15 protein-coding genes and 2 pseudogenes are annotated in these 25882 nt (G+C 59.4%); 8 read left to right on the top strand and 9 right to left on the bottom strand.

Translation table 11 applies throughout. From position 1 onward, the window contains the following. Nucleotides 1-103: 103 nt before the first annotated feature. The 7 genes and pseudogenes from ACYZTW_RS16275 to ACYZTW_RS16245 all read left to right on the top strand — a co-directional run bounded on the left by ACYZTW_RS16275 (nt 104) and on the right by ACYZTW_RS16245 (nt 7209). On the top strand, nt 104-1378 hold the full coding sequence (locus ACYZTW_RS16275) for an acyl-CoA dehydrogenase family protein (RefSeq protein WP_462000863.1): 1275 nt from the start codon (nt 104-106) through the stop codon (nt 1376-1378). A gap of 115 nt (nt 1379-1493) precedes the next feature. After that, nucleotides 1494-3062 carry an AMP-binding protein gene (locus ACYZTW_RS16270; protein WP_462000862.1) on the top strand — a complete coding sequence of 523 codons (1569 nt, stop codon included), beginning with the start codon at nt 1494-1496 and terminating at the stop codon, nt 3060-3062. A gap of 229 nt (nt 3063-3291) precedes the next feature. Then, on the top strand, nt 3292-4125 hold the full coding sequence (locus ACYZTW_RS16265) for an SDR family NAD(P)-dependent oxidoreductase (protein WP_462000861.1): 834 nt from the start codon (nt 3292-3294) through the stop codon (nt 4123-4125). 336 nt (nt 4126-4461) lie between these two features. Beyond that, entirely contained in the window at nt 4462-5277 is an 816-nt protein-coding gene (locus ACYZTW_RS16260; protein ID WP_462000860.1) for an acid phosphatase, read from the top strand. 32 nt (nt 5278-5309) lie between these two features. Beyond that, complete coding sequence (locus tag ACYZTW_RS16255; RefSeq protein WP_462000859.1) at nt 5310-5855, top strand: hypothetical protein; 546 nt, start codon at nt 5310-5312, stop codon at nt 5853-5855. Between the two features lie 311 nt (nt 5856-6166). Next, nucleotides 6167-6406, top strand: a pseudogene (locus ACYZTW_RS16250) (transposase); the annotation flags it as partial. A gap of 95 nt (nt 6407-6501) precedes the next feature. Further along, nucleotides 6502-7209 (top strand): NAD(P)H-dependent oxidoreductase, encoded by a 708-nt coding sequence (locus ACYZTW_RS16245; RefSeq protein WP_462000858.1) that lies wholly within the window; start codon nt 6502-6504, stop codon nt 7207-7209. Between the two features lie 125 nt (nt 7210-7334). Here ACYZTW_RS16245 and ACYZTW_RS16240 read toward each other — a convergent pair. From ACYZTW_RS16240 to wrbA, 7 genes and pseudogenes are all read right to left on the bottom strand, one after another. Further along, a pseudogene (locus ACYZTW_RS16240) lies at nt 7335-7523 on the bottom strand (metallophosphoesterase family protein); the annotation flags it as partial. A gap of 223 nt (nt 7524-7746) precedes the next feature. Beyond that, complete coding sequence (locus ACYZTW_RS16235) at nt 7747-10182, bottom strand: efflux RND transporter permease subunit (protein ID WP_462000857.1); 2436 nt, start codon at nt 10180-10182, stop codon at nt 7747-7749. A gap of 36 nt (nt 10183-10218) precedes the next feature. Continuing rightward, nucleotides 10219-11295 carry a WD40/YVTN/BNR-like repeat-containing protein gene (locus ACYZTW_RS16230; RefSeq protein ID WP_462000856.1) on the bottom strand — a complete coding sequence of 359 codons (1077 nt, stop codon included), beginning with the start codon at nt 11293-11295 and terminating at the stop codon, nt 10219-10221. 78 nt (nt 11296-11373) lie between these two features. Next, entirely contained in the window at nt 11374-12735 is a 1362-nt protein-coding gene (locus tag ACYZTW_RS16225; protein ID WP_462000855.1) for a DUF1329 domain-containing protein, read from the bottom strand. Between the two features lie 33 nt (nt 12736-12768). Continuing rightward, nucleotides 12769-14598 (bottom strand): DUF1302 domain-containing protein, encoded by a 1830-nt coding sequence (locus ACYZTW_RS16220; RefSeq protein WP_462000854.1) that lies wholly within the window; start codon nt 14596-14598, stop codon nt 12769-12771. A gap of 68 nt (nt 14599-14666) precedes the next feature. After that, nucleotides 14667-15830, bottom strand: a complete 1164-nt coding sequence (locus ACYZTW_RS16215) for a thiolase C-terminal domain-containing protein (protein WP_462000853.1) — start codon at nt 15828-15830, stop codon at nt 14667-14669. Nucleotides 15831-16064: 234 nt separating this feature from the next. Then, the gene (gene wrbA / locus ACYZTW_RS16210; protein WP_123359376.1) at nt 16065-16667 is read right to left on the bottom strand and encodes an NAD(P)H:quinone oxidoreductase; all 603 of its coding nucleotides are present in this window, start codon (nt 16665-16667) and stop codon (nt 16065-16067) included. 538 nt (nt 16668-17205) lie between these two features. On the opposite strand from wrbA, the gene ACYZTW_RS16205 reads away from it, so the two are divergent. Beyond that, nucleotides 17206-22500 (top strand): M10 family metallopeptidase C-terminal domain-containing protein, encoded by a 5295-nt coding sequence (locus ACYZTW_RS16205; protein ID WP_462000852.1) that lies wholly within the window; start codon nt 17206-17208, stop codon nt 22498-22500. Nucleotides 22501-22770: 270 nt separating this feature from the next. Here the strand turns inward: ACYZTW_RS16205 and ACYZTW_RS16200 are convergent, their stop codons facing one another. Continuing rightward, nucleotides 22771-24141 (bottom strand): HlyD family type I secretion periplasmic adaptor subunit, encoded by a 1371-nt coding sequence (locus ACYZTW_RS16200; protein WP_462000851.1) that lies wholly within the window; start codon nt 24139-24141, stop codon nt 22771-22773. Further along, a complete protein-coding gene (locus tag ACYZTW_RS16195; RefSeq protein WP_462000850.1) occupies nt 24134-25855 on the bottom strand; it encodes a type I secretion system permease/ATPase in 1722 nt (573 codons plus the stop codon). Before ACYZTW_RS16195 ends, ACYZTW_RS16200 begins: the two co-directional genes overlap by 8 nt. Nucleotides 25856-25882 lie beyond the last annotated feature (27 nt).

The raw sequence follows: 25882 nt of genomic DNA, 5'->3' as shown, positions 1-25882 counted from the left end.
AAGGGTCACAGGGACAAGTGCTGTGCCCGATTCGATAAGTCGGCGTTTTCGTTACGGATTACTCTCGGTCAATCGGTTGGAACAACAACAAGAGGAATTATCGATGTTCGATCTGGAGAAAATTGTCGAGCCTGTGCTGGGCCTTTGCGGTCTGGAAAGCGACTTGACGGAAGAAGAACGGGCCATTCAGGAAGTGGCGCACAGCTTCGCCAAGAACGTCATGCGCCCGATTGGCACCAAGCTGGACCAAATGGCTGCCGAGGAAGTGGTTGCACCGGGCTCTCCCCTGTTCGACTACATGCGTCAGGTGCACCAATCGGGACTGCTCGATCTGGGCGCGCTTGCAGCGATGGACAGTCAACAGAAATCGCGCATCATGCCGATCATCTTTGAGGAACTTGGCTGGGGCGATTCGGGGCTGGCCATCGCCACGCTGGCGTCCTCTTTCCCGGCGTATGCGGCGCACAATTCCGGGAACCCGGAACTCATCGAGCGATTTGGCGCACTCCCCGGCTGCTGGCTCGCGACCCAGCCTGACCGTGGCAGCGACATCGTCGACATCGACGCCGACCTGGTCCCGCGTGGCACCAAACAATCGCGCGGCAATCTTTACGCGCGGGTCGTCGGCGATGACGTGATCATTCAAGGCCAGTCCTCGGCATGGGTTTCGTATGCGCCACTGGCCCAGACTGCCTTGGCCTACATCCCTTGCGACTACGGCAATGGCCTGGAACATGAAAATGGCGCTGGGCTGAATCACATCGCCATCCTCATTCCGCTTGATCTCCCAGGCGTCTCGAAGGGCAAGCCGCTGGAAAAACTCGGCCAGCGTGCCCTACCCCAGGGTGAGATCTACTTCAATGAAGTTCGGGTGCCGAGGAAATATGCCCTCGCCGAGGGTGAAGCGGCCATCACCAGCTTCTTCGGCGCCCTGACGTTCGGCAACATGGAAATGGCGGCGACCTTCACCGGCGTGGCCCGTGCAGCCTTCGAGCATGCGCTGGCGTATGTGCACGAGCGCAAGCAAGGCGGCACGCCGATCATCAACCATCAGAGCGTGCAGTTGCGGACCTTCGACTTGTGGCAGAAGGTCGAGCTCTCACGCGCTATTGCCCATCGCGTGTTCGCCTACAACTACAGCGAAAAAGGCCCTCACCTGCTGGCGTCGATCACCAGCAAGACCTACGTCACCGAGACCGCCTTCCAGGTCGCCAGTGAAGCGCTGCAATTGTTCGGTGGCAATGGCCTGACCAAGGAATACCCGATCGAGAAGCTCATGCGCGACGCACGGGCATCGATGATTGAGGATGGCGAAACTAACGTTCTCAAGCTCAAGGGCATGCGCTGGTTGAGCCGCGCCTACCAACGCGCCAACTGATTCCACCAACGACCCAATCAACCACATTCCCGGGCTGCCAGATGTGCAGCCCGAGGATAACGCTGTGTCGAAAAAGCAGTCGTTGTGGAAACCTGTTTAATGGAGTGCATTTGCCATGCGGATCATCGATCACTTCGATAACGCCGTACGTTTTTACCCGCACAATCTGGCCTTCGTCGACGTTGGCAACGATGCCAGCGCAGTGACCTATGTCCAAGCGGCCCCAGTGACGCAGGCCATTGCCGGCGCAATCGCCCATAACGGGTTCAGCGCCGGTGGCCATGTCGGCATTCTTGCGCCCAATTGCACTGTCGCCTTCCTGGCACTGTTGGGCGTGTTCCGCGCGCATTGCGTCTGGCTGCCGGTCAATCCGCGCAATACGGTGTCAGCCAATGCGGACTTGTTCAATGACTTCGAGGGCGAGCTGCTGCTGTTCCATAGCACCTATGCCAATGAGGCGGCGCAACTGAAAGAACGTTGCCCCGGTCTTCGGGAGCTTGTTTGCATCGACGGCGATTGCGGCGTGGGGACGTCTCTCGCGGTGTGGTCGCAAGGTGCGCCGGCGAGCTATACCCCAGCCGTGGGAACGGGCAGCCTGGACGATACGTTTGCCTTGTACCCCACAGGCGGTACGACCGGAAAGTCAAAGGGTGTAATGATCACCCATCGCAATGTCCACACGTTCTTCAGCAACTTCTACGCGCACTTTGACTATCACGACACCACCTGCCATCTGGTGGTGGCGCCAATGACGCACACCGCCGGCCTCACCGGGTGCCTGCACTTCGCGCGCGGCGGGACCAACGCGATTATGGCCGGTGCCGTCCCTGAAGCGGTTGCCGACGCGATCGAGAAATACAAGGTCACCCATCTTTTTCTGCCGCCGACTGTGCTGTACATGCTGCTGGCGTTGCCTGACATCCGCCAGCGGGACTACCGGTCGCTGAAGCATTTTCTGGTCGGTGCTGCGCCGACGTCACTGGAGAAGCTGAAAGAAGCCGTGCAGGTGTTCGGCCCGGTCATGTCCGAGGCGTTTGGTCAGTCCGAAGCACCAGCGGCGATTACCGCCAAGGCGCCCTGGGACTACATCGGCGCGGACGGCACCATCAATGAAGCACGCCTGCAATCCATTGGCCGGCCCTGTGTACTCAACACTGTCGCCATCCTGAATGACGAAGGTGAGGAAGTGGCGCGCGGTGAGTCGGGGGAAATCTGCATCCGCGGCGATCTGGTGACGCCGGGCTATTACAAGAATCCCCAGGCGACTGCCGAAGTCCGTCAGCAGGGCTGGCACCACACAGGTGACGTCGGGGTCATGGCTGAGGACGGCTACATCACGATTGTCGACCGCATGAAGGACATGATTATCACCGGCGGATTCAACGTTTATCCGAACGAGATTGAACAGGTGCTGACAACCCATGACGCCGTTCAGGATTGTTCTGTCATCGGTATTCCTGACGACAAATGGGGCGAAGCGGTGAAGGCAATTGTCCAGCTCAAGCCTGGCAAGAGTTGCACGGGAGACGACCTGATTGCGCTGGTCAAAGAGCGGCTGGGGAGCGTCAAGACCCCGAAAAGCGTCGATTTCACCGAGCAGTTGCCACGCAGCCCGGCGGGCAAGGTCCTGAAAACCGAACTGCGCAAAGCGTATTGGCAAGGCAAGACCAGGGCTGTGCACTGAGTACATCTGTGGCGAGGGGATTTATCCCCGTTCGGCTGCGAAGCAGTCGTAAATCAGAACAACTCAGTCTGTCTGAACGGACGCTGGGGGCCGCTTCGCGACCCAACGGGGATGAATCCCCTCGCCACAGTAAATCCCCTCACAACAAAAGTGGGGACGGCTCTTAAGTGAACAGCATTACGCCTACCACCGGTTTATTTCAGCAACGACAACGGCATTGCGAGCAATCATGAAACTCGAACAGAAATACCCGGCAAAACGCGCCTTCGTGACGGGCGCCGCCAGCGGTTTTGGTCTGGCCATCTGCATGCACCTCGCCAGCAGAGGCTGGAAACTGCTGATCGCCGACATCAACGCGAAAAGACTGGACCAGGCTGAGGCGCAGCTGCGCAAACACGGCGCCGAGACCTTCAGCATGGTGTTGGATGTCACCCGGCAAGAGTCCTTGCAGGACGCCGCCAACACCGTCAAACAACTGTGGGGCGGAGTCGACCTGGTGTTCAATAACGCGGGCATTGCGTCTGCTGGCGCCATCGATGACCTTCCCCTGGAAGAGTGGGAAAAAGTCATCAACGTCGACCTGTGGAGCGTGATTTATGGCTGCCGGGCCTTCGTGCCTTTGCTCAAGACTCAGGGCGGCGGCTGCATCATCAATACCGCATCGAGTGCCGGTACTTTGTCCGGGCCTGAAATGTCGCCCTACAACGTGGCCAAGGCTGGCGTCGTGTCTCTATCGGAAACCCTCAAGTCCGAACTCAGCGGCTTTGATATCGACGTCACCGTGGTGTGCCCGACCGTGTTCGCAACATCGCTGGGCGACTCGCTCACCAGCGAGCGCGCCATGGAAAAGCGCCTGCTGGCCCAACTGAAAAAGTCCCGATTCACCTCCGAGCACATCGTCGACGATGTGATCCGCGCACTGGAAAAGGGCCGCCTCTACGTCATGACCCAGCCTGACGCCAAATGGGCCTGGCGACTCAAACGCTGGATGCCGGAAACCTACTTCCGCCTGATTGCCTATCTGTACCGCAACCGCAAGTGGCTTTATGCCGAGCAGAGCTAGGATATGACCCCGCCCCTCCCCCCCAACGAAGGGGGGGACTGAAGAATCAGATCATGTAATTTTCGGTAATAACAGTTCAATGCTCCGAAGAGTCTCCAACACTACTCGCAAGCAGGTAGATGAGATGAAAACAATAATAATGTTCTCTGCAATTTTGTTGTTGGCCGCCACCCCCATCCTCGTCGACGTACTGAGTGCTTTTCAGATAAAGCCGCAGTTACTGACGGCGAATGAATGCCAGTTGAATCACTACGCGTGTTTCAGGCCAGAGGTGAGTTTTTCCTCATTGCGTTGATTCATTCATAACGCGTCTTGAATCGATAAATGAGGTAACCCGTGAATCACCGATCCTTTTGGTTGGGAACCAGTCTCGCACTATGTGTGGCTGCTGCGTATGCCGAGGCGCCTGCTCAACCGACAGCCGTACCTGAGTTTCGTCCCGGTCTGTTGACCGGTTATCTGTCGCCTGAATCCTTACCCGACAGTCGCGCACTGCTTCCGGCCCCTCCCGAACAGAATTCCGTAGACATGGCGCGTGACGAAGCGATTTCTCATGCCACCCTCGCCTTACGGGATACACCGCGATGGGCTCTGGCAACCGCCGACAATGATTTGCGATTTCCGCAAGCTGCCGAGACGTTTAGTTGTGCATTGAATGCCACGGTCAGCAGCGAAGACACACCCTACCTGTATCAACTCTTGCGTCGCTCGCTGACCGATGCCGGACTGGCAACCTATGCAGCCAAGAATTTTTACGTTCGCGCACGGCCGTTGGTGGTGAATCAGGCACCTATCTGTGCCCCGGACGCGGAACCCTTGAAAAAAGACGGTTCCTACCCATCCGGACACAGCGCCGTCGGCTGGGCATGGGCACTGATCCTGTCCGAGATGGCGCCTGAGCGTACCGATGCCCTTCTGGCACGTGGTTTTGCCTATGGACAAAGCCGGGTGATTTGCAATGTGCACTGGCAGAGCGACGTCGACGCGGGGCGGCTCATCGGCGCAGCCGCAGTCGCCCGTCTGCACGCTGATCCTGTATTCCTCGCCGATCTGGATATCGCCAAGCGGGAACTCGCTGCGGTACGCGCGAAAGGTCTGAACCCGCCACGTGACTGCCAGGCAGAGACACAGTCACTCGCCACTCACCCTTAGTGGCCCCCCTCTATACAACAGGAAACATTCATATGAGCAACGCAACAATGGCCATCCTCGGTGACGAAGCGACCGTCACGCCCGCCGAACTGGGCTGGACATTTATCCGCTGGGGGCTTGGCCTGTTCATCACCGGATTTGCAGTCGGTTTCATTCCGATCCTGCACTACATGGTCGGCGCCCAGCAGGGAGATGTTGGCCCGGTGTTCCTCAAGAACGTCACGCTGTGGTGGGGCTGCCCCGCCGTCCTGGCCGAGATGACGCTCAAAACCGGCAGCCTCGGCATGCTCGCTATTGGGTTGTGCTATCTGGCCACGGTCCGCCAAGGCGCTTCGCCGAGCGTTTCCAGCCTCGAGCGCATCGCGCCCAAGCTCTGTGCATATGGCCTTATCGCCGAACTCGTGACAGCAGGCGTGGGCTTTTACGTCGGCAACAAGATCTGGCCAAATTTCTATTTCGAACCGGTGCAGGCCGGCAAGAACCTGTGGCTCGCTGCGCAGGGGCTCAGCATCCTCGTCTACTTCGTCGGTGTTTGTTATGCGGTCGCGGGCGTACGCCGGGCGGCGGTGCAACGGTGATGACAAATTATTTGCGCAAGTGGTTCTGGCAAAACGGACGTTGGCAGGCCATTGCCCGGGTCTGCGGCATCACAGCCTCGGCATACTGGGTTTATTCAGGCATGCCGATGATTTGCCATTGAGTGAGTGAATCGCACCTGATTTTTTGGGCACCTCGGGGGACTTCTTTGGGCTGATTTTAGCGATCTAAAATGTCAGCAATGGGGTCGAAATCGGCCCCTTGCGAATGGCAGGTATCGGCCGAGAGTGTGTAAAAACGCCTTCGTGAAACCTTGCTATGATTTCTGAGGATTTCATCGCAGGGATCGCCCATGAAGCGTTCCATCCAAGGTGAACATCGGGGCCAAAGTACATTGCTCCTTGAAAGCCTCGGCGATTACGTCACGGATACCAACCCGCTGCGTGTAGTCGATGTCTTCTTCGACGAACTCGACTTGGGCAAGCTGAGTTTTGAAGGTGTCATTCCAGTAAGTACCGGCCGACCGGCTTACCATCCCGAGATCCTGCTAAAAATCTATATTTATGGCTATCTCAACCGCATCCAATCCACCTAGCCTCTTCTCCCCCCGACCACGGGGGGTGAGTCCTCATTACCTATAAAACAGACTACCGAGGAAACCAACCCAAGCTCAATGGAGAGCTAGCCATGCATATTCTTATTGTCCAGGCGCACAACGAGTCGCTGTCGTTTAACGCAGCTATGAAGAATCTGGCGGTCGAAGAACTACAGACCCAAGGACACTCCGTAGAGGTTTCCGACCTCTATGCCATGGGATGGAATCCAATCACCAGCGCCGCCGATTTTGGCAGCCGCGCCAATCCCGAGTATCTGACCTATGCCCTGGAGCAGCGTCATAATCACTCGCAGCACATGCTTGCACCTGATATCCAGGAGGAGCTGGACAAGTTGCTCAAAGCTGATCTTGTGATCTTCAACTTCCCAATTTATTGGTTCTCGATGCCGGCGATCATGAAAGGCTGGATAGACCGGGTACTCATTTCCGGCGTTTGCTACGGCGGCAAGCGCTTTTACGACCAAGGAGGTTTGGCTGGCAAAAAGGCGATGCTCGCCATCACCATCGGCGGTCAACCTCACATGTTGGTCAAGGACGGCGTGCACGGTGAACTCAACGATATGCTTAAGCCGATCCTACGCGGCACGTTGGCTTATACCGGGATGGCTGTGTTACCGACCTTTGTTGCGCATCACGTGCCGTACATCTCCCAAGAGGCCCGCGCAAATTTGTTGGAGCAGTATCGTCAACACTTGAGATCGCTGGACACGCTAGAGACTATTACGTTCGTCTCGCTCAATCAGTTTGACGAAAAGTTGCATCCAATCTCCCCCATCTAAATATGTTCGACCTGCGCATCGTTGACGCCCGCTTTGGGTCGATACCTGCTGTTTGAGTATTACGCCTCTTTGCAAAACTGCGGGCGGTGGAAATGTGTTTCTTGCCAAGACAGTCCAAGAAAAACTCATTCCAATAGCGAGACCAGACGCGGCTCGATTGAGGTCTCAAACACCTCAAGCAGAGCCAACGTCACCGGAAGTTTGAAGCGCCGCGTTCCCGTGCTGTCCGGTTTCGGGTAGAGCTGTTCGTCACGCCATTCGATGCGTGGCTAGTGCGAATGGGCGGTGATCACCCGCTTGATACCTGCATCGAGCAGCTCAAAAATCAGAAACCGTTTAACCAAGCGTCCAATGAAATATTTAGCCAATCTGTTGCATCGGCTTGTTGAATCCACAGCCTCCCCCACCCCGTCCCAATTTGCTGACGTGTCCACTTGATTGCGACCGTCCGCTCCTTCGACAAGTAGAAGATCGTTCCATGCCGCAAACTAAAAGCCCGGCAGCGTATTGCGTGCCGGGCTTCTTTTTTTTTGCGTATTAAGATGCGCGTCGGAGCAGGAAGTGCGACAACGCAGGAATCAGTACCAACGCCCCTATCATGTTCCACATGAACATGAACGTAAGCAGGATGCCCATGTCCGCCTGGAACTTGATCGGCGACCAGGCCCAGGTGATCACACCTGCGGCCAGCGTGATACCCACCAGCGCCACGACCTTGCCGGTAAACGCGACGGAGTTTTTGTACGCCTCGGTCAATGACAGACCCGCACGTTGTTGGGCCAGTTGAACACTGAGCAGATACAGCGCGTAATCGACACCGATACCGACGCCCAGGGCGATCACCGGCAAGGTGGCGACCTTCACGCCCATACCCAGCCAGACCATCAACGCTTCGCAGAGAATCGACGTCAGCATCAATGGAACAACCGCCACCACCACGGCACGCCAGCTGCGGAAGGTGATGAAACACAGCACAATCACCGCGCCATACACATAAAACAGCATGGTGCGGTTGGCATCACGTACGACGATATTGGTAGCGGCTTCGATCCCGGCGCTGCCGGCCGCGAGCATGAACTGGCGATCGCCATTGCTGTGTTCGCGGGCGAACTGATCGGCAACCTTCACCACATGATCGAGGGTTTCAGCCTTGTGATCCGAGAGATAAGCGATCACCGGCATCATCGAGCAATCGTTGTCGAACAACTCCGGGTTGTTCACCGAGGCCTGTTGCGCGCCGTAGTTGAGCACGTTCTGGTTGCGGGCGATGGTCAGCATTTTCGGGTTGCCCTCGTAGGACCCCGCCGTGATTTGCCGCACCGCATTGACCAGCGACACGGTGGTCTGCACCCCCGGTTGCTGTTGCAGCAACCAGCCCAGGCGGTCCGCTTCCACCAGGGTTTCGTACTTCAGGCAGCCTTCGCTGGCGGTTTTGACCATCACCGCGAACTGGTCGCTCGACAGTGAGTAGTTGGCCGTGATGTAGGCGTTATCGCGGTTGTAGCGCGAGTCCGCACGCAGCTCAGGTGCACCCGGATCGAGGTCACCGATCTTCAAGTGCGTGCTGACCACGAAGCCACCCACCGCCATCAACCCCGCAACCACCACCGCCACCGTCGCCCAGCGGCGTTCGGTAAAACGGTCGAGCAGGTTCCACAGACTGCCGAGCCCCTTGCCTTTGAGCTCCTTGTTTTCCTGACGCAAGCTGCGCGCCGCCGCTTTCGGGCTGACACCCCAATAAGACAGCAGCACCGGCAGCAACACCAGGTTGGTGAAGATCAACACCGCCACGCCAATGCTCGCGGTGACGGCCAGATCCTGGATGACGGGAATGTCGATCAGCATCAGCACCGCGAAGCCCACGGCATCGGCCAGCAGCGCGGTCAGTCCGGCCAGGAACAACCGGCGGAAGGTATAGCGCGCGGCGATCAATTGGTGAGTGCCGCGACCGACGTCCTGCATGATCCCGTTCATTTTCTGCGCACCGTGGGACACGCCAATGGCGAACACCAGAAACGGCACCAGAATCGAAAACGGGTCGAGCGCGTAACCGAACAAAGTGATCAAACCCAGTTGCCAGACGACCGCGACCACTGAGCACAAAATCACCAACGTGGTGCTGCGCACGCAACGGGTGAAAGCATAGATGATGGCGGTGGCGATCAGCGCTGCCGCGCCAAAGTACATCATGATCAGCAGCAGGCCATCGATCAGATCGCCCACCAGTTTGGCGAATCCGATCACGCGGATTTTGATCGGGCCCTTGCCCTCTTCACCCGCCTTGTGTACCGCGCTGCTGCCGGCAAACTCGAACTTGTCACGCAGTTGTTCTTCGAGCATCCGCGAAAAACGGTGATAGTCGATGGCGGCGCCCGTGACCGGATCCTTCTCCAGCAGCGGTACCACAATCATGGTCGATTTGAAGTTGTTGCCGACCAGACTGCCGATGATGCCGGAGCGGGCAATGTTCAAGCGCAGCTGCTCGACGCCACTGCCCGAGCCGTCGTAGGAGTCCGGCATGACCGGGCCGCCACGGAAGCCCTCCTCCGTGACTTCAGTCCAGCGAACGGCCGGCGTCCACAAAGACTTCATCCAGGCCCGGTCCACACCCGGCGTCAGGAACAACGTGTCGTTGACCTGCTTGAGCACCTCCAGGTATTTCGGGTCATAGATGTCGCCGTCGGTGTTTTCCACCACCACCCGAACCGTATTGCCCAGCCCGCGTAGCAACTGGCGATTCTCAAGGTAGTTTTTGATGTACGGCTGACTCTGCGGAATCATCTTTTCGAAGCTGGCATTGAGCGTCAGCCGAGTGGCGGCGAAATAGCTCAGCAATACCGTCACGATCAGGCAGCTCAGCACCACCAGCAGGCGATTGTTGAAAATCAGGCGTTCAAGGAAATTGCCGGAACGTGCATCGAAGCCCTTGAGCTCTCGGATCACCGGCATCGTATCGAGGTTGTAGTTACCCATGACGTGGCTCGTCTCTTTTTATTATGTGAAGTGGGCTCATTCGAAGGGCAGCTGGCGCAAACCCTGGGCACCCGCGACCACCACGGAGCCTGACCCGATGGCTTGCGCCGCAGCAGCCGGCCCCAAGCGTTCTTGTGACTTTTGCGTAAAGCTGGCACCGTCATCCGAGCTGATCAGCACATGACCTGCCTGGCTGACCAGAATGATTCGACCGTCTGCAGTGACCGTGCTCGCGGTGATACTGGATGACAAACCCAGCTCAACTTTTTCCCAGTTCGTGCCGTGATCGACACTGCGGTAAACATTGCCCCGCAGGCCATAAACCAACACAGTCCCCGGCTTGCCGGTGATGCCGAAATAGCTGCCGCTGTAGGGGGTGGGAACGCTGACGAATCGTTGACTCGTCGGGTCCAGTTTCAGCACCAGGCCTTGCTCACCGACAATGAACACGTCATCACCGATCGCACGCATCCCATAGAAGTTCAGCGCCCCCGGGTTGTCTGTACGCTCCATCAACGGAACCCAGGTCTGCCCGCCATCGTCGGTGCGAAAAATCAGGTTGAACGCGCCGACGACGTAGCCGGTTTTCTCATCAGCGAACCACACGTCCAGAAAGGGTTTGTCCGCCCCTTCATCGATCATTCGTTGAGCTTCACCCAATAACAAAGTACTGGCGGCGTCATCCGGTTGTTGCGCTGCCAGGCGCTGATAGTGTTCGAGCATGATCTGCCCGACCTGACGGCCATCGAGCTGGCGCTTCCAGGTTTCACCACTGTCGTTGCTGTGCAGCACAATGCCGTCGTGCCCGACGGCCCAGCCCTGCGTCGGGCTTGGGAACTGCACGGCCACCAGGTCGGAACTCACCGGCACTTGCGCCTGATGCCAGCGGACGCCGGCATCATCGGAATAAAAAATATGGCCTCGCTGGCCCACGGCGATCAGGCGTTTACCCGCACTGGCCAACCCAGTGAACATCCCGTCAATGGCCTTTTCACTCTGAATCGCCGGGCTCGACAACGTATCGACAAAGTCCGCGGCGACCACGGCTCTGGTAAATGGCACGGCCAATGCCACGCCTAGCGCAGCCAGCGTTATCCATCTAAATGTATTCATGAGGTTTACTCGGCAAAAAAAGCCGCCGAACAGTGCGAGGAACACTGTCGGCGACAAAAAAACACCTGCGTTTATGGCTTAGCGAATGCCCGTGCCAGCCAATGACTCAGGTGCCCACTGCGCTTTCGAAAGCGGGTCGATGTACTTGATGCCGCCATACGGGCCGTAGATGCCGGTGATGTTGTAGCTGCCGGAAACAAAGTCATAAATCATGTGGTTGTCGGAGTTCGGTGCCTGCACGTCATAGCTGTAAGCCAGGTGCGCAAAGGAGCCGCGGTACAGCTTGCCGCTGGCGTCGTATTCATCCGAGGCCAGGGCAATCCAGCTGTCTTCGTCGAGGTAGAAGGTACGTTTGCTGTAGATGTGGCGTTTGCCCGGTTTCAGCGTGGCTTCAACGACCCACACACGGTGCAACTCCCAGCGCATCAAGTCCGGATTGACGTGATGTGCGGTGGTGATATCCGCCGCTTCCTTGTGATAGTTCAGCTTGTAAGTGTTGTAAGGAATGATCATTTCCTTCTTGCCGACGAGTTTGAAGTCGTAGCGGTCCAGTGCGCCGTTGAACACCCAGGCATCGTCATAGGTCGAGGCACCGGCCGAGCCAGGGTTAGGGGTGTCGTAAGCGATGTCCGGCGCGAGTTTTATACGGCGCTGACCCGGCAGGTATTGCCAGCCACGACGCTCCATTTTCAGAGGGTTGACGGCATCCTGCACCAGGATGGCTTCACCCGCGCGGCGGGCCGGGGCCTGGTAATAGAGTTTGGTCTTGAAGAACAGATCGCTCTCTTTTGCCGGGTCCGTACGTTTCGGATCGTAGAGCGGGTATTCGAGATAGGCGTTACCGGTCGTGGCCAGAATCGCCTTGCCGGAACCGTCGACGTTCCAAGAGTCGTATTTGAAGTTAGTGGCGTAACCCTGATAACGCAGCAGGTGGTTCCACATGGCCTCATAGCCATCTTTCGGGATCGGGAACGGAATGCCCGGCAGCGCATTTTCCAGTGCGACACCGCTCTCAAGCGTTTTGGTGCCGACGGCGTTTTTCGCGGTGTTATCCAGCAACCGTTGCGGCAGCGCAACGCTACGATGGGTAGGGAACACATCGACACGGAACGTCGGGTAACGCTTGAGCAACTCTTGAGTGGTGGCGGTCAGTTTGTCGGCGTACTGAGCAATGTTTTTGCCATCGATGACGGCACGCGGCTTGTCAGCCTCATAAGGGTCTGGACGAAATGAACTGCCCGACTGGTAACCGGCTGGCGGCGTGGTGAGGCCGCCGGTATAGGCCGGAATGGTGTTGTCGGCGTTGCCGGCCTTTTCAGCGCCGACGCCTGTCAGGCTGCTGCCGAGTTTTGCCGCTTCGTCCGGGGAAACGGCTGCGTGTGCCGCGCCTGCGAGGGCGACGGTCAAGGCAGAGAACAATAGAGAATTTACGAACTTCATGGAGTGACTCCTGCTATCAAGCAAAGACTTCGATCAAATGGTCGTTTTGAACGTCAAAGTGACCATGCCCCGATCCTTGAGCTGAGACTGAGTACCGCCAAAGGCAGTGGTCTGCCCCGGTACGCAGTTGTATTGCCCGTTGGCACCTGGTGCAGCACCGTCTCCCTGACTGCCAGCGCTGCCTGGCGAGCTGCACGTGTCGAATGGACCGAAGTTGTCCACGTATTTCAGGTCGAAGCGATACTGGTTGTGGACGTCCATGCCGACACCCACCGAATAACTGCCAGCGTCTTCGTTGCCGCCTAACTGGACGGCGGAGTTGCCATTAAGGCCGACGTTGTAAGTCATCGGCATGAACATATCGATGCCGGGGAACACCTGATACCAGGTCGGGTTGAAGTTGACGCCGATGATGTAGTTGTCCTTGGTGACCTTGTCGGTGCCGTGGTACCAATCCTCGCCCTTGAACAGCTGTTTGTTCTCGGTCACGTCCAGCCAGCGGCTGTAAGCGAGCTCGACCAGCAGCGAAGAACTGTCCCAGACCGGCGTGTCGCCAAAGGTGGTCAGGCCGTTGAGCACCGCATGCACGGTGTTGCCGCGGGCCACGCCGTTTTCGCCGTTGAAGCTGCCAATGAAACCTGGCAAACCGGCGGCTGCCGCGGCCGGGCTGACGGTGCCGGCGACGCTGGCCAGGGGCATGTTCTCGCGGTAGTTCAGGTCGAAACCGACGCTGACCCCACCGAGGCTTTTCGACAGGCTGATGCCATAGATATCGATGTCATCGACGTAAAACTGGTTGTAGCTGCCGATGTTGCCGGAGATCAGTTGCGCAGGACCGACAGCCGTTGGCTGCAAGGCCAGGTTCGGCAAAATGTCGGAGGTTTTGCGGTAGTAGACACCCAGCGTGCCTTGCAGCCAGTCCGGGCTCCACTTAGCCATCAAACCGAAGTCGCCGTGCTTGTCCGGAGTGAAGGTGTGACCGTTGGAAAGCCGCAAAAACTGATTGGCACCCAATGGGCCGGGCGTACCAAAGCGAGGATTTTGTGCACCAATCAACGACAGGTTGTGCCCACCATTTTGGATGCCGTCGTTGAAGCCAAGGTAGGTGCCTGATTCCGGCAGTCGCGCGGCGTCCCAATCCAGAAAGTATTGCGCGGCGACGGTCAGTTCCGGGTTGAGCGTGAAGCTGGTGGACAACTGATTGCGCGGGATGAACAGCTCTTTGGCTTCCGTTCCGGGTACCGCCAGCGCCTTGGAAAGATCGAGCCCGGATTGCCCGTAACTGTTGCCGTGTGCAAAGGCCAGGAGGCTCTCGCCCCAGTAGAGGGTGTGCTTGCCTGCCTTGCCGCTGAGCAGCGACTCATCGCCAACTTCCGTGCTGCCAAAAACGAAGGCATCGAGGATTTCAGAAGAAGGACCGTTGTAGTAACGGTCGGCGTAACCACTTTGGTGTCGGGAGTCTGGCACACCACTGTTGAGCTGGTTGGTCGATGCGTTATCACTGCCGACATCGTCGTAGGCATGGTCGTACCAGGTATTAGCACTGACACGAAAGCCAACCTTCTGCTTGTAAACAACGTCCAGTTCGGAAAGCACATCCATGCGCTGAGAAACCGCGCTGCCGGAGGAGAAGTTGCGATCCCCGTCATTGTTGTTCCATGAATGGGCCAATTTGCTGTTGGCTGATTCCACACGCTGGGCGTAGTTGAGCTTCACGGTGTTGTCGAAGCGAACCGCCAGGTCCTCGTTCCCGGTGTCGATTTCCAGTGCGTGTGCCGGTGTTATGCCCAGACCCGCCAGGATGGCTGAAGTCAGCAACCCCTTGCGGAGGTTTGCATGGCAGATCTTATTATTTTTGTTCATCTAACTTGCCACCTGCTCTTTGGTTTACGAAAAACTTGGGTTGAATTCACCGCTCGCGAAGATCGCGATCAAGTGCGCTGCAAAAGCGTTACCGACACGGATCGACCCAGCGCGGCACTGTGCTGGAGTGCCGTGCGGGCACCTGCAATCTGCCGGCCCTTGGCCGTGCCACGCAGTTGCCAGACCAGCTCGACCAATTGCGCCAAACCGGTGGCACCCGGGGCGTGTCCACGTCCCAGTAGCCCGCCCGATGGGCACACCGCATTCATCTGCCCTTTCAGGCAATGACCGAGCTGTACGAAACGGTCGATCTCTTCCTCTTGGCAAAAGCCCAGTGCCGCACTGTTGACCATGAAGTCACCAACGCTTTGATCGTGCAGCTCAACCACATCGATGTCCTCGGCCCCCAGGCCAGCCTGCTGATAGGCGTGCTGCGCCACGCGCCGGGTAGTCGCCCGTCCCAGCACATCCAGCACACAGCCGGACTCTTGTTCCGACATGCAGTCGCTGCCCCTGGCACTCGCCAGAACGCTAACGTCAGCCCGAGCGCCAAAGCGCAGGGCGAAGGCCGGGGTGCAGATCAAGACCGCCGCCGCGCCGCAGGCCGGCGGACAAAGGTAGGGAGGGAGCCAGCCATCACGATCCGGAATGCGGTTCAACAGAGCGTTGGGATTGATCGCGGCTTGAGCCCTCGCCCGACTCAGCACGTCATCGAAACAACGCTCGGAGATGCCCATTCGAGTCAACAGCCAACTGGTTTGAGCCGCAAAAAGTACGGCTGGATGCTCTCGACGCTCTAGTAAAACGATGGAATCCCTGGCTTGCCCTTCGTGCCTGACCTGATCGCCAGCAGGATCCTTCAAGCCAAAAAACTCACGAGTGGAAATCCGTGCGGGCATGCACTCGACACCCACGACCAAAACACACTCGGCTTCACCGCAAAGAATGCTGTTGCGGGCCAGTTGGAAGGCGCTGCTGGCCGACGCACATCCATCGCTGAGGCTGAAAACCGGGATGCCCGAATAGCCGATCCGGGACAGCAGCTGTTCTCCGATAGAGGCGTCACCCTGCACGCACGAGGTAAAGACCTGATCGACCAGGTCATAGTCGATTCGTGCATCGTCCAGCGTCGAACGTATGGCCTGGCCCGCCAACGCTGCGTGACTGTCACAGCCACCCAGCGGTAGAAACGGCGCCATACCCACGCCGGCGATCAGCACTCGTTCAGTCATATGCCTTGCTCCCCGCCAGTCGATACGCGCCACACTCTTGTTGAGTCCAGACTATTGCGTAGCCGATCAGCGTCCCCCCCATCGTCAGGGGGGGTGGGCTTGAAATCAGATTGGGGGAGTAAAAAGATGATCCGAACGGATCACCTCAGGGTTACAACACTAGAAGGAAGGGATTACACAGGCCAGCGAAGCTCGACTCCTGTCCTGCAACATGCGCCCATTTACGTGCTTGCGTTAACCCGCGATCTTTATTGCAAGCTCAGCGACGTGTTTACCCTGGAAACGCGCAATATCCAGTTCATTTTGTGACGGTTGGCGTTTACCGTCGGCGCCTGCCAGGGTGGTCGCGCCATAGGGCGTACCGCCGGTGATCTCGCTCATATTGGTCAGCCCTGCGCAGGTGTAAGGCACACCCACGATGACCATCCCCTGATGCAGGAGTGTGCTGTGGAACGACGTAATAGTGGTTTCCTGGCCACCGTGCTGGGTGCCGGTCGACGCAAAGACACTGCCGATTTTCCCGACCAGCGCACCGCTCATCCACAGTCCGCCGGTCTGGTCGAGAAACGTGCGCATCTGTCCGGCCATATTGCCAAAGCGCGTCGGTGTACCAAAGATGATGGCATCGTAATTGGCTAGCTCGTCAGGTGTCGCCACCGGTGCCTTCTGATCAAGTTTGACGCCGATGGCTGCTGCCTGTTCGGCCGGGATGGTTTCAGCGACACGCTTGAGCGTCACGTCGGTGCCGGGTACGGATCGTGCGCCTTCGGCCACTGCGCCAGCCATCGTTTCGAGGTGACCGTACATTGAGTAATAGAGAACCAGTACCTTCGCCATGATTTTTTCTCCTGGATTAAGCGCCATTCGATGGATTAGGAAGATCTTGGATTACACCACTGCCAACGAACAACAGCGGCAGGTGTAGCGCTGGTCATGAACAAAACTGCGGCTCACACCCACCCGAATGCAGAGACGTTGACGGCATGCGGACTTAACACTAGCAGCTCCGTATGCTGCCTGCTGGCAGACCGAGACGCTTTTATTGCCCCTCCCCCCTCCATTGAAAACCTGCAATGACAGGTTCCTTCAACACCTCGGCATGAATATTCAATACCCATGCCGAGGCACATCTCATGATCAAACCTGAACGGTCTTCGCGAGCCCGCTCCCACAGGGAATCGCTCGCTAACTGAGCGAGCGTCAACAGAACATTACTCTTTCGAAACAACTCACAACCGCTGATCAGTTAGTGCGGTTTTTTGACACTTCCCCGATATGTGGTCACAACTTTTGCGCTCCGTTGGGTCATAACACGGTGGCTGTCGATGGAATATTGGCATCTTCCGAGGTATTAGCCTGATACGGAGATAAGCTCATGATTTTCAATGTGCAAAATTTTGGCGCCAAAGGAGATGGCATCACTGACGACACGGCGGCGATACAACGTGCAATTGATGCGGCCGCCGCCGCAGGCGGGGGGCAGGTGTATATGCCGACCGGCACTTATATCGTTTCGGGAGGCGAGGAACCCTCCGACGGCTGCCTGATGCTCAAGAGCAACGTCTACCTGTACGGCGACGGCATGGGCAAATCCACCGTCAAGGTGGCTGACGGCTCCGACACCAAGATCACGGGTGTCATCCGCTCGGCCTACGGCGAGGAAACCCACGACTTTGGCGTCAGCAACCTCACCATCGACGGTAACCGCGACCACACCACCGGCAAGATCGACGGTTGGTTCAACGGCTACATTCCCGGCGAAGCAGGCCACGACTCCAACGTCACCCTCGACAGCGTCGAGATCAAGGATTGCTCCGGGTACGGTTTTGACCCCCACGAGCAGACCGTCAACATGGTCATCAAGAACAGCGTGTCCCACGGCAATGGCCTGGACGGCTTCGTTGCTGACTTCCTCAGCGACAGCACCTTCGAAAACAACGTCGCCTACGACAATGACCGCCACGGTTTCAACGTCGTCACCAGTACCCACGACTTCACCCTCACCAACAACGTTGCCTACAACAATGGCGGTAATGGCATCGTGGTGCAGCGCGGCAGCGAGAACATCCCCTCCCCCAGCAACATCACCATCACCGGTGGCGAGGTGTACGGCAACGGCGCCGAAGGGGTGCTGATCAAACTGTCCAGCGAGGTGACCGTCAGCGGCGTCGACATTCACGACAACACCAGCGCCGGGATCCGCATCTACGGCAGCAACCACGTCGAGATCATCGACAACACGCTCACCAACAATTCCCTGGGCAACCCCGTACCGGAAATCATCATCCAGTCCTACGACGACACCCTGGGCGTGTCCGGCAAGTACTTCAACGGCAGCGACAACACGATCCAGGGCAACATCATCAGCGGCAGCAACCTGTCGACCTACGGTGTTGCAGAGCGCAATGAAGACGGCACCGATCGCAACGCCATTATTGGCAACACCATCAGTCACACCAGCAACGGTGCCACGCTGGTCTATGGTGACGGCAGCTACGTCAGCGCCACGGTGCCGATGACCACCGTGCAAGGTACGGCTGGCAACGACACCCTGCTGGGCAGCGCCGCCAGCGAGATTTTCTATGGCGCAGCCGGCAACGACACTATCAATGGCGGGGCCGGTGGCGACATTCTGGTGGGCGGTGCAGGCATCGACAAACTCACCGGCGGCACGGGTGCCGATACGTTCCGTTTCATCGCCCAGTCCGACAGTTACCGCAACGCAACCGCAAGCTTCGATGACACCATCACCGACTTCGACGTCACCCAGGACAAGATCGACCTCGCCGGCCTCGGTTTCACCGGCCTGGGCAATGGCCGCGGCGGCACCCTGCAGGTCAGCTACAGCGCCAGCAACGACCGCACCTACATCAAGGACTACGATGCCGACGCCAGCGGCAATCGCTTCGAGTTAATTCTCTCGGGCAACCTGGCCAGCACGCTGACCGCCAGCAATTTCATCTTCAATCATGTGGTCACCGGCACCAGCGGCAGCGACTCGCTGCTGGGTAGCGATTCGGCCGACACCCTGCTCGGCCTGGCGGGTAACGACAGCCTCAGTGGCGGCGCGGGCGACGACAAGCTCGACGGCGGTACCGGTATGGACACCCTCACCGGTGGCGCCGGAGCGGACATCTTTGTGTTCTCCAATCGCCTGGACAGTTACCGCAACTACAACACCGGCGGTGCCAACCTTGGCGACCTGATCACCGATTTCGATATCACCGCCGACAAGATCGACCTCTCGGCCATGGGTTTCACCGGCCTGGGGGATGGCAAGAACAACACCGTGTACCTGGTGCTCAACAGTGCCGGCACCAAGACTTACATCAAGTCCCTGACCGCCGACGCCAATGGCAACCGGTTCGAGGTGGCGCTGGACGGCAATTACCTCGACAAGCTGACCAGCGCCAATTTCGTCTTTGCCACTTCGCCAACGGTCAACCATGCGCCGGTGGTGGCAACGGCGTTGCTGGATCAGAACGCCAGCGAAAATACCCCGTTCAGCTACGTGGTGCCGGCCACCAGTTTTACCGATCCGGATAACGACAGCCTCAGTTACACCGCCAAACTGGCCAATGGCAGCGCCCTGCCCAGCTGGCTGACCTTCGACGCCGCCACCCGTGCCTTCAGCGGCACGCCAAGCGACACGGCATCGGGCACTTACTCCATTCAGGTCACCGCGTCCGATGGCAGCAATGCAACCGTCAGCGACAGCTTTACCCTGGCCGTACAGGACGTACCGGCCGCACCCACTGTGATCAATGGCACGCCGAACAACGACACGCTGACTGGCACCGCTGCCAACGAACAACTGTTCGGTGGCGCCGGTAACGACACCCTTAATGGCGGCGCCGGCAACGACATCCTGGTCGGTGGCACCGGCGTGGACAAACTCACCGGCGGCGCGGGTGCCGACGTATTCCGCTACACCTCAAAACTCGACAGCTACCGCACCAGCTCCACCAGCGCCAGTGACCAGATCCTCGATTTCGACGTGACCGCCGACAAGATCGATGTCTCCGCGCTCGGGTACACGGCCCTGGGCAATGGCCTGAACGGCACGCTGCAAGTGACCTACAGCGCTTCGAGCAACCGCACCTACCTCAAGGATCTCACCGCCGACGCCAACGGCAACCGCTTCGAAGTGTCGCTGGTGGGCAACCTGGTGAACAGCCTGACGGCGAGTCATTTTGTCTTCGCGGCCGATGCGCCCGCCAACACCGTCACCGGCACCAACAACGCCGAAACCCTCAACGGCACGGCGGATGCGGACCTGATCCTCGGCCTCGGTGGCAACGACACGATCAAGGCCGGCACCGGCGCGGACACCGTCGACGGCGGCGCCGGACGCGACTCGCTGTACGGCGGCGACGGTGCCGACACCTTCCGCTACACCAACGTGCTCGACAGCTACCGCGACTACGACACCGGCGGTGTCACGGCCACCGACACGATTTATGACTTCACCGTGGGCGTCGACAAGATCAATGTTTCGGGCCTTGGCTTTACCGGCCTCGGCGATGGCAGCAATGGCACGTTGTACATGACCCTCAACGCGGCCGGCGACAAGACCTACATCAAATCCGCCGCGGCCGACGCCGATGGCAATCGCTTCGAAATCGCCCTCAACGGCAACTACCTCAACACCCTGACCGCCAGCGACTTCGTGTTCGGCGAGCACGCCCAGCAGGACATCCTCTACCTGCCCACCCTCGGCCAATCCAATGCGCGCCTGATGCGCATGACGGAGGACGACGATCAGTCCGGCACCTCGATGCTGGTCAAGGACCTGGACCGCTACACCCCCTATGACGTGCGCAGCCAGTTCACCGATGCCGATGGCAACGGCATCGACATCGCGGTGGGCGGCAGCACGGTCACCGGCCTGTCGACTCTCAGCGCCGAGGAACTCAAGTTGTGCTGGTGGCTGACCGACACCAACCAACCCGGGCCTGCGCTGTTGCGTGCCGTAGGGTTGCTGCGGGACCAGCTCACCGAACTGCAATCCATCGATAACGTCACCATGGGCATCATTTGGGGCCAGGGCGAGGAAGGCGCCCAGGAGATCGGCCGCGCCACGGACAAACCAGCGGCGGCAGCGGCCTACAAGGCCGCGACCCTGAAGGTGTTTGATTACCTGCATGCCCAGCTCGGCAACTTCAGCGTGTACATGATGGAAACCGGTCACTACGAGCAGGATGCGGCGCGTGCCCGTGGTTATTCCGAAGAGAAGATAGCCTCCATCGTCGAGGGGGTTGGCTATGTCCGCGCCGCCCAGGAAGCCATCGCCGCCGAGCGCGCCGACGTCAAGCTGGCGGTGGACTACACCGACCTCCCCTTGCGCTACGAAGTCGATCCGCTGGTGTATCCCGACGACGTCTGGCACCTGCACGAGGAGTCGGCGGAGATCGTCGGCCAGCGCCTGGCCGACTACATTGCCAATGACCTTGGCTTCCAAGGCAACCCCAGCGACAACAACAGCGTGCAGGACATTTTCAACAACCGCGGGATGATTTCCGGTACCGACCAGGCGGATACCCTGGTGGGCACTTCGGGCAACGACACACTGGATGGTCACCTGGGCGCCGACACCATGACCGGTGGCGATGGCAACGACATCTATGTGGTCGATAACGCGTTCGACAGCGTGGTGGAAACCAACACCTCGACCTCGCAGATCGATACGGTGCTGGCCTCGGTCAGTTGGACGCTTGGCGCCAATCTCGAGAACCTGGTGCTCACCGGCGTGTCGGAGATCGACGGCACCGGCAATGAGCGGAGCAACTTCATCACCGGCAATGCCGCCAATAACGTGCTCGATGGTGCCGCAGGGGGCGACAGCATGAGCGGCGGCAATGGCAACGACACCTACTATGTCGACAACGCCGACGACACCGTGATCGAAACCAACAGCAATGTGGTGGCTGGAGGGATCGACAGCGTGCACAGCACCCTGGCGGCCTATACCCTCGGCAACAACGTCGAGAATCTGTATATCGACAGTGCGGGTGCCGCCAACGGCACGGGCAACGCGCTGGACAACACGCTGTTCGCCGGTGCCGGCAACAACGTGCTGGACGGGCGCGATGGCAATGACACGGTGTCCTTTGAGCGTGCCTTGGCGGGGGTTACCGTAAGCCTCTCGACGTCCGCCCAACAAAACACCGTGGGTTCCGGGCTCGACACCCTGAAATTCTTTGAAAACGTGACGGGAAGCGCCTACGCCGACAGTCTCTCGGGCAACAGCGCAGCGAACGTTCTGAACGGTGGTGCGGGTAACGATACTTTGGTGGGCGGTTCGGGCGATGACCGGCTGATCGGCGGTGCAGGCACCGACAACCTCACCGGCGGCACTGGCGCAGACACCTACGCGTTTGGTGCCCTGTCGGACATGGGCGTCGGGGCTTTGCGCGATGTGATCAGCGGATTCAAGACCACCGAGGGTGATCATCTGGACCTTACCGGCCTGGACGCCAACCCCTTGACCGCCACCGTCGACGCCTTCACGTTCATCGGCAGCAACGCCTTCGACCCCACCAACGCCACCGGCCAACTGCGCTTTGCCGATGGCATCCTATCTGGCAGTGTCAACGCTGACGCCACCCCTGAGTTCGAATTCGAACTGCTGGGCGTCAAGGAGCTGCACGCCAGCGACTTTACAGCCTGACCTCATGTGGGAGAGCCTGCTCGCGAAGACGGCGGTACATTCAGCATGGATGCTGATTGATCCACCGCTATCGCGAGCAAGGGAATTGCAGTGCCCGAAAAATCAAAGACCACCACAGCCCCTAACCACAGACCCAATGTGGCGAGGGGATTTATCCCCGTTGGGCTGCGAAGCAGCCCTGAAATCTGCCATCGCGGTGTGTCAGGCTGACTTCAATTGGCTTCCTTGGCGCCGCTACGGGGATAAATCCCCTCGCCACGGCGGTCATGCTCATTCCTCTTTGAAAGCCGCAAGCAAGCGTTCACGCAAAGGTTTCATCAGGTAATTCATCAAGGTGCGTTCCCCCGTCACCACCGTGACATCGGCGAGCATGCCGGGGCGCACCAGCAGGCCGGCGGCCTGCAGCGAGGCGACGGTGTCGGCGGGAATTTCGACCTTGGCGGAAAAGTACGGCTGGTGCGTCTGTTCATTGATCAACTGGTCCGCCGACACCGTAGTCACCGTGCCGGTGACCGTCGGCGTATCCACCCGTTGCAGCGCGGTGAAATGCACATGCACCGGCAGACCCGGGCGCAACTTATTGGCCATCAGCGGCTCGAAACGCGCGGTGATCGCCATCGGCGCATCCAGCGGCACCACCTGCATCAGGGTTTGGCCGGCCTGCGCAACGCCCCCGACCGTATGAATGCTCACGTCCATGACCTGCCCGGACACCGGCGCACGGATCGCACCGTTGTCGACTTCAAACTGCAAGGCATGAATCTGATCGGCATAACCTGCCGCCTCGGCGGAGACCTCACTGAGCTGGGTTTCGGCATCGCGGCGAAATTCCTGCTGCGCCTGCAAGGCCTTGAGCCGGCTTTCGTTGATCGCCTGGCGGGTCCTGCCGACATCGCCCACCCCGGAGGAAATCTGCCCGGCCAATTGGGCTGTGTTGCGCTCGGCCTCGAAGAGTTTGTTGCGCGGAACGTAGCCTTCACGGGCCAAATTACGCAGGCCTTCCAGCTCCTGCTGCTGGAAACGCATCTGCGTGTCGTAGTTGCGCTTGACGCCTTCGTAGCCGAGCAATTGCTGCTGCAATGCCGCAGCTTCGTGTTCGATGATCTGCAAGCGGCTACCCAGTTCTGCGCGGCGGGTCAGAAACAACTGGCTCTGCAAGGCCATGGCGGCCTTGACCGGAGGCTCGTCGGCGCGTTCCAGCAGTTCAGCGGGCCATTGGATCTCGGCTGAGCCCAGGCGCTCGGCAATCAACCGCGCCTCGACGCTGCGATCGTTGAGCAACTTGCCCAGGGTCACGTCCCGTTGCGACTGCGCCTGTACCGTATTGAGCTGCACCAGCAATTGTCCCTGGGTGACGCGGTCGCCATCGCTGACCAGCAGCTTTTCCACCACCCCACCGACTAACGACTGCACAGCCTTGCGTTCGCCCGCCACCACCACGGTGCCGCTGCCCACGACACCCTGGTCGAGCGGCGCCAGGCAGGCCCAGAGCAGGAAGCCACCCAGCGTCAGGACCAGGAAACCCACACCATAGCGGGCCGCCCCCCCGGCGTCAGTACTGGCGCAGGGTAGCGTTGTGGCGCCGCGCACGCTCAGCCCCTGCTCGTTGTACGTTTGTGCCCCAGGGGTCGAATCACGCATCTTTGCCAGCCTCCCTGACCACGGCCGGTCTTGGCCCCGGCATCAATGCCTTGAGCACCCGATCCCGTGGACCGAATACTTGTTGAGTGCCGTCCTTGAGCACCAGGATGTGATCGACCACCGCCAGCACACTAGGCCGGTGGGTAATCAGCACCACGGTGCTGCCAGCAGCCTTGAGCGCACGAATGGCCTGCACCAGCGCCCGCTCTCCGGCGTCATCGAGGTTGGAGTTGGGCTCATCGAGCACGATCAGCGACGGGCGCCCATAGAGCGCGCGAGCCAGGCCGATGCGTTGCTTTTGTCCACCGGACAAGCCAAGCCCGCCGGGGCCCAGCGGCGCGTCATAACCCTTGGGGAACCTCAGGATCATCTCGTGAATGCCGGCGTGACGCCCGGCGGCGATGATCTTGTCGGCGTCCTGCTCGCCGAAGCGGGCAATGTTGTCGGCCACACTGCCGTCGAACAGCTCGATGTCCTGCGGCAGGTATCCAAGGTGCGGACCCAGGGCGTCGTGGGACCATTGACTGATCTCGGCGTCGTCCAGGCGCACCGACCCGCCCATGGCCGGCCATACCCCGACCAGCGCTCTGGCCAGCGTTGATTTACCACTGGCGCTGGGGCCGACGACAGCGAGCACATCACCTTTGGCCAGGCTGAAATTGATGCCCCGCAGGATCGGTTGCGAGGCGCCGGGCGGGCCGACATACAACTGCTCCAGGCGCACCGCGCCGGTGGGCGGTGGCAATGGCATGCGCAGGCGCTCGCGCGGATGCTGGGCAAGCAGTTGGCTCAGGCGCTGGTAGCTCTGGCGGCCGGAGTTGAATTGCTTCCACGAGCCAATGGCGATTTCCACGGGCGCCAGGGCACGCCCCAGCAGCAGCGACATCGCAATCATCATGCCCGCCGACAATTGGCCTTCAAGCACCAGCAACGCCCCCAACCCCAGGGCCAGCGACTGTCCGGAGATGCGCACGAAACGGGTCGTCGACGTGATACGCGCGCCGCGGTCGCTGGCATGGGACTGGGCGGCAATGATGCGTTGCTGCAGCAGGCTCCAGCGCTGGCGCAACGGCCCGAGCATGCCCAGGGCCTGGATGACTTCGGCATTGTGTAACGTGCTGTTTAGATAGATCGACGATTGCACGCCCAGGCGATTGGCTTCGCCCAAGCGCGTGCGAGTCGCCAGTTCGCCCCACAGCGCCAGGCCGATCAGCACCAGGGCCAGAACCAGCGTCAGAACACCGAACCAGGGATGAAAGATGAACGCCACCAGCAGGAAGATTGGCAACCACGGCGCATCGAGCAAGGCGATCAGGCCCTGGCCGGTGATCAACTGCCGCAGCGTCGCCAGATCGGTGAGCACCTGAGCCGGGTTGGCGTTGTGCTCGCGCAGGCTGCGGGCGAAGGCGGCGTCGAAAATCCGCTCGCCCAAGGCATCGTCCAGCCCCGCGCTCATGCGAATCATCACCTCGCCGCGTACCCACTCGATCAGGGCGCTGGACATGAACAGTCCCAGGGCGATCAAGGTGAGCATGAGCAAGGTGGTTTCGTTGCGGCTGGTGAGGACCCGGTCGTACACCTGCATCATGTAGAGCGACGGCACCAGCACCAGCAGGTTGATCACGCCACTGAACAGCGCCAGCGACCAGAACACCCGGCGATAGCTTAATAAAGCGGCATCAATGTCATGACGCGGATCGAGAAGCAAACCCATAGAGTGTCGCCCGCAAAAGGAATAGTC

This window comes from Pseudomonas sp. LB3P25 (genome assembly GCF_054897985.1).
The sequence above is the reverse complement of the archived record's forward strand: the minus strand, read 5'-3'. Positions and strand labels throughout refer to the sequence as shown.

Coding starts and splice junctions, on each gene's coding strand:
- ACYZTW_RS16275 (WP_462000863.1), top strand. CDS start 104: ATGTTCGATCTGGAGAAAATTGTCGAGCCTGTGCTGGGCCTTTGCGGT.
- ACYZTW_RS16270 (WP_462000862.1), top strand. CDS start 1,494: ATGCGGATCATCGATCACTTCGATAACGCCGTACGTTTTTACCCGCAC.
- ACYZTW_RS16265 (WP_462000861.1), top strand. CDS start 3,292: ATGAAACTCGAACAGAAATACCCGGCAAAACGCGCCTTCGTGACGGGC.
- ACYZTW_RS16255 (WP_462000859.1), top strand. CDS start 5,310: ATGAGCAACGCAACAATGGCCATCCTCGGTGACGAAGCGACCGTCACG.
- ACYZTW_RS16245 (WP_462000858.1), top strand. CDS start 6,502: ATGCATATTCTTATTGTCCAGGCGCACAACGAGTCGCTGTCGTTTAAC.
- ACYZTW_RS16235 (WP_462000857.1), bottom strand. CDS start 10,182: ATGGGTAACTACAACCTCGATACGATGCCGGTGATCCGAGAGCTCAAG.
- ACYZTW_RS16230 (WP_462000856.1), bottom strand. CDS start 11,295: ATGAATACATTTAGATGGATAACGCTGGCTGCGCTAGGCGTGGCATTG.
- ACYZTW_RS16225 (WP_462000855.1), bottom strand. CDS start 12,735: ATGAAGTTCGTAAATTCTCTATTGTTCTCTGCCTTGACCGTCGCCCTC.
- ACYZTW_RS16220 (WP_462000854.1), bottom strand. CDS start 14,598: ATGAACAAAAATAATAAGATCTGCCATGCAAACCTCCGCAAGGGGTTG.
- ACYZTW_RS16215 (WP_462000853.1), bottom strand. CDS start 15,830: ATGACTGAACGAGTGCTGATCGCCGGCGTGGGTATGGCGCCGTTTCTA.
- wrbA (WP_123359376.1), bottom strand. CDS start 16,667: ATGGCGAAGGTACTGGTTCTCTATTACTCAATGTACGGTCACCTCGAA.
- ACYZTW_RS16205 (WP_462000852.1), top strand. CDS start 17,206: ATGATTTTCAATGTGCAAAATTTTGGCGCCAAAGGAGATGGCATCACT.
- ACYZTW_RS16200 (WP_462000851.1), bottom strand. CDS start 24,141: ATGCGTGATTCGACCCCTGGGGCACAAACGTACAACGAGCAGGGGCTG.
- ACYZTW_RS16195 (WP_462000850.1), bottom strand. CDS start 25,855: ATGGGTTTGCTTCTCGATCCGCGTCATGACATTGATGCCGCTTTATTA.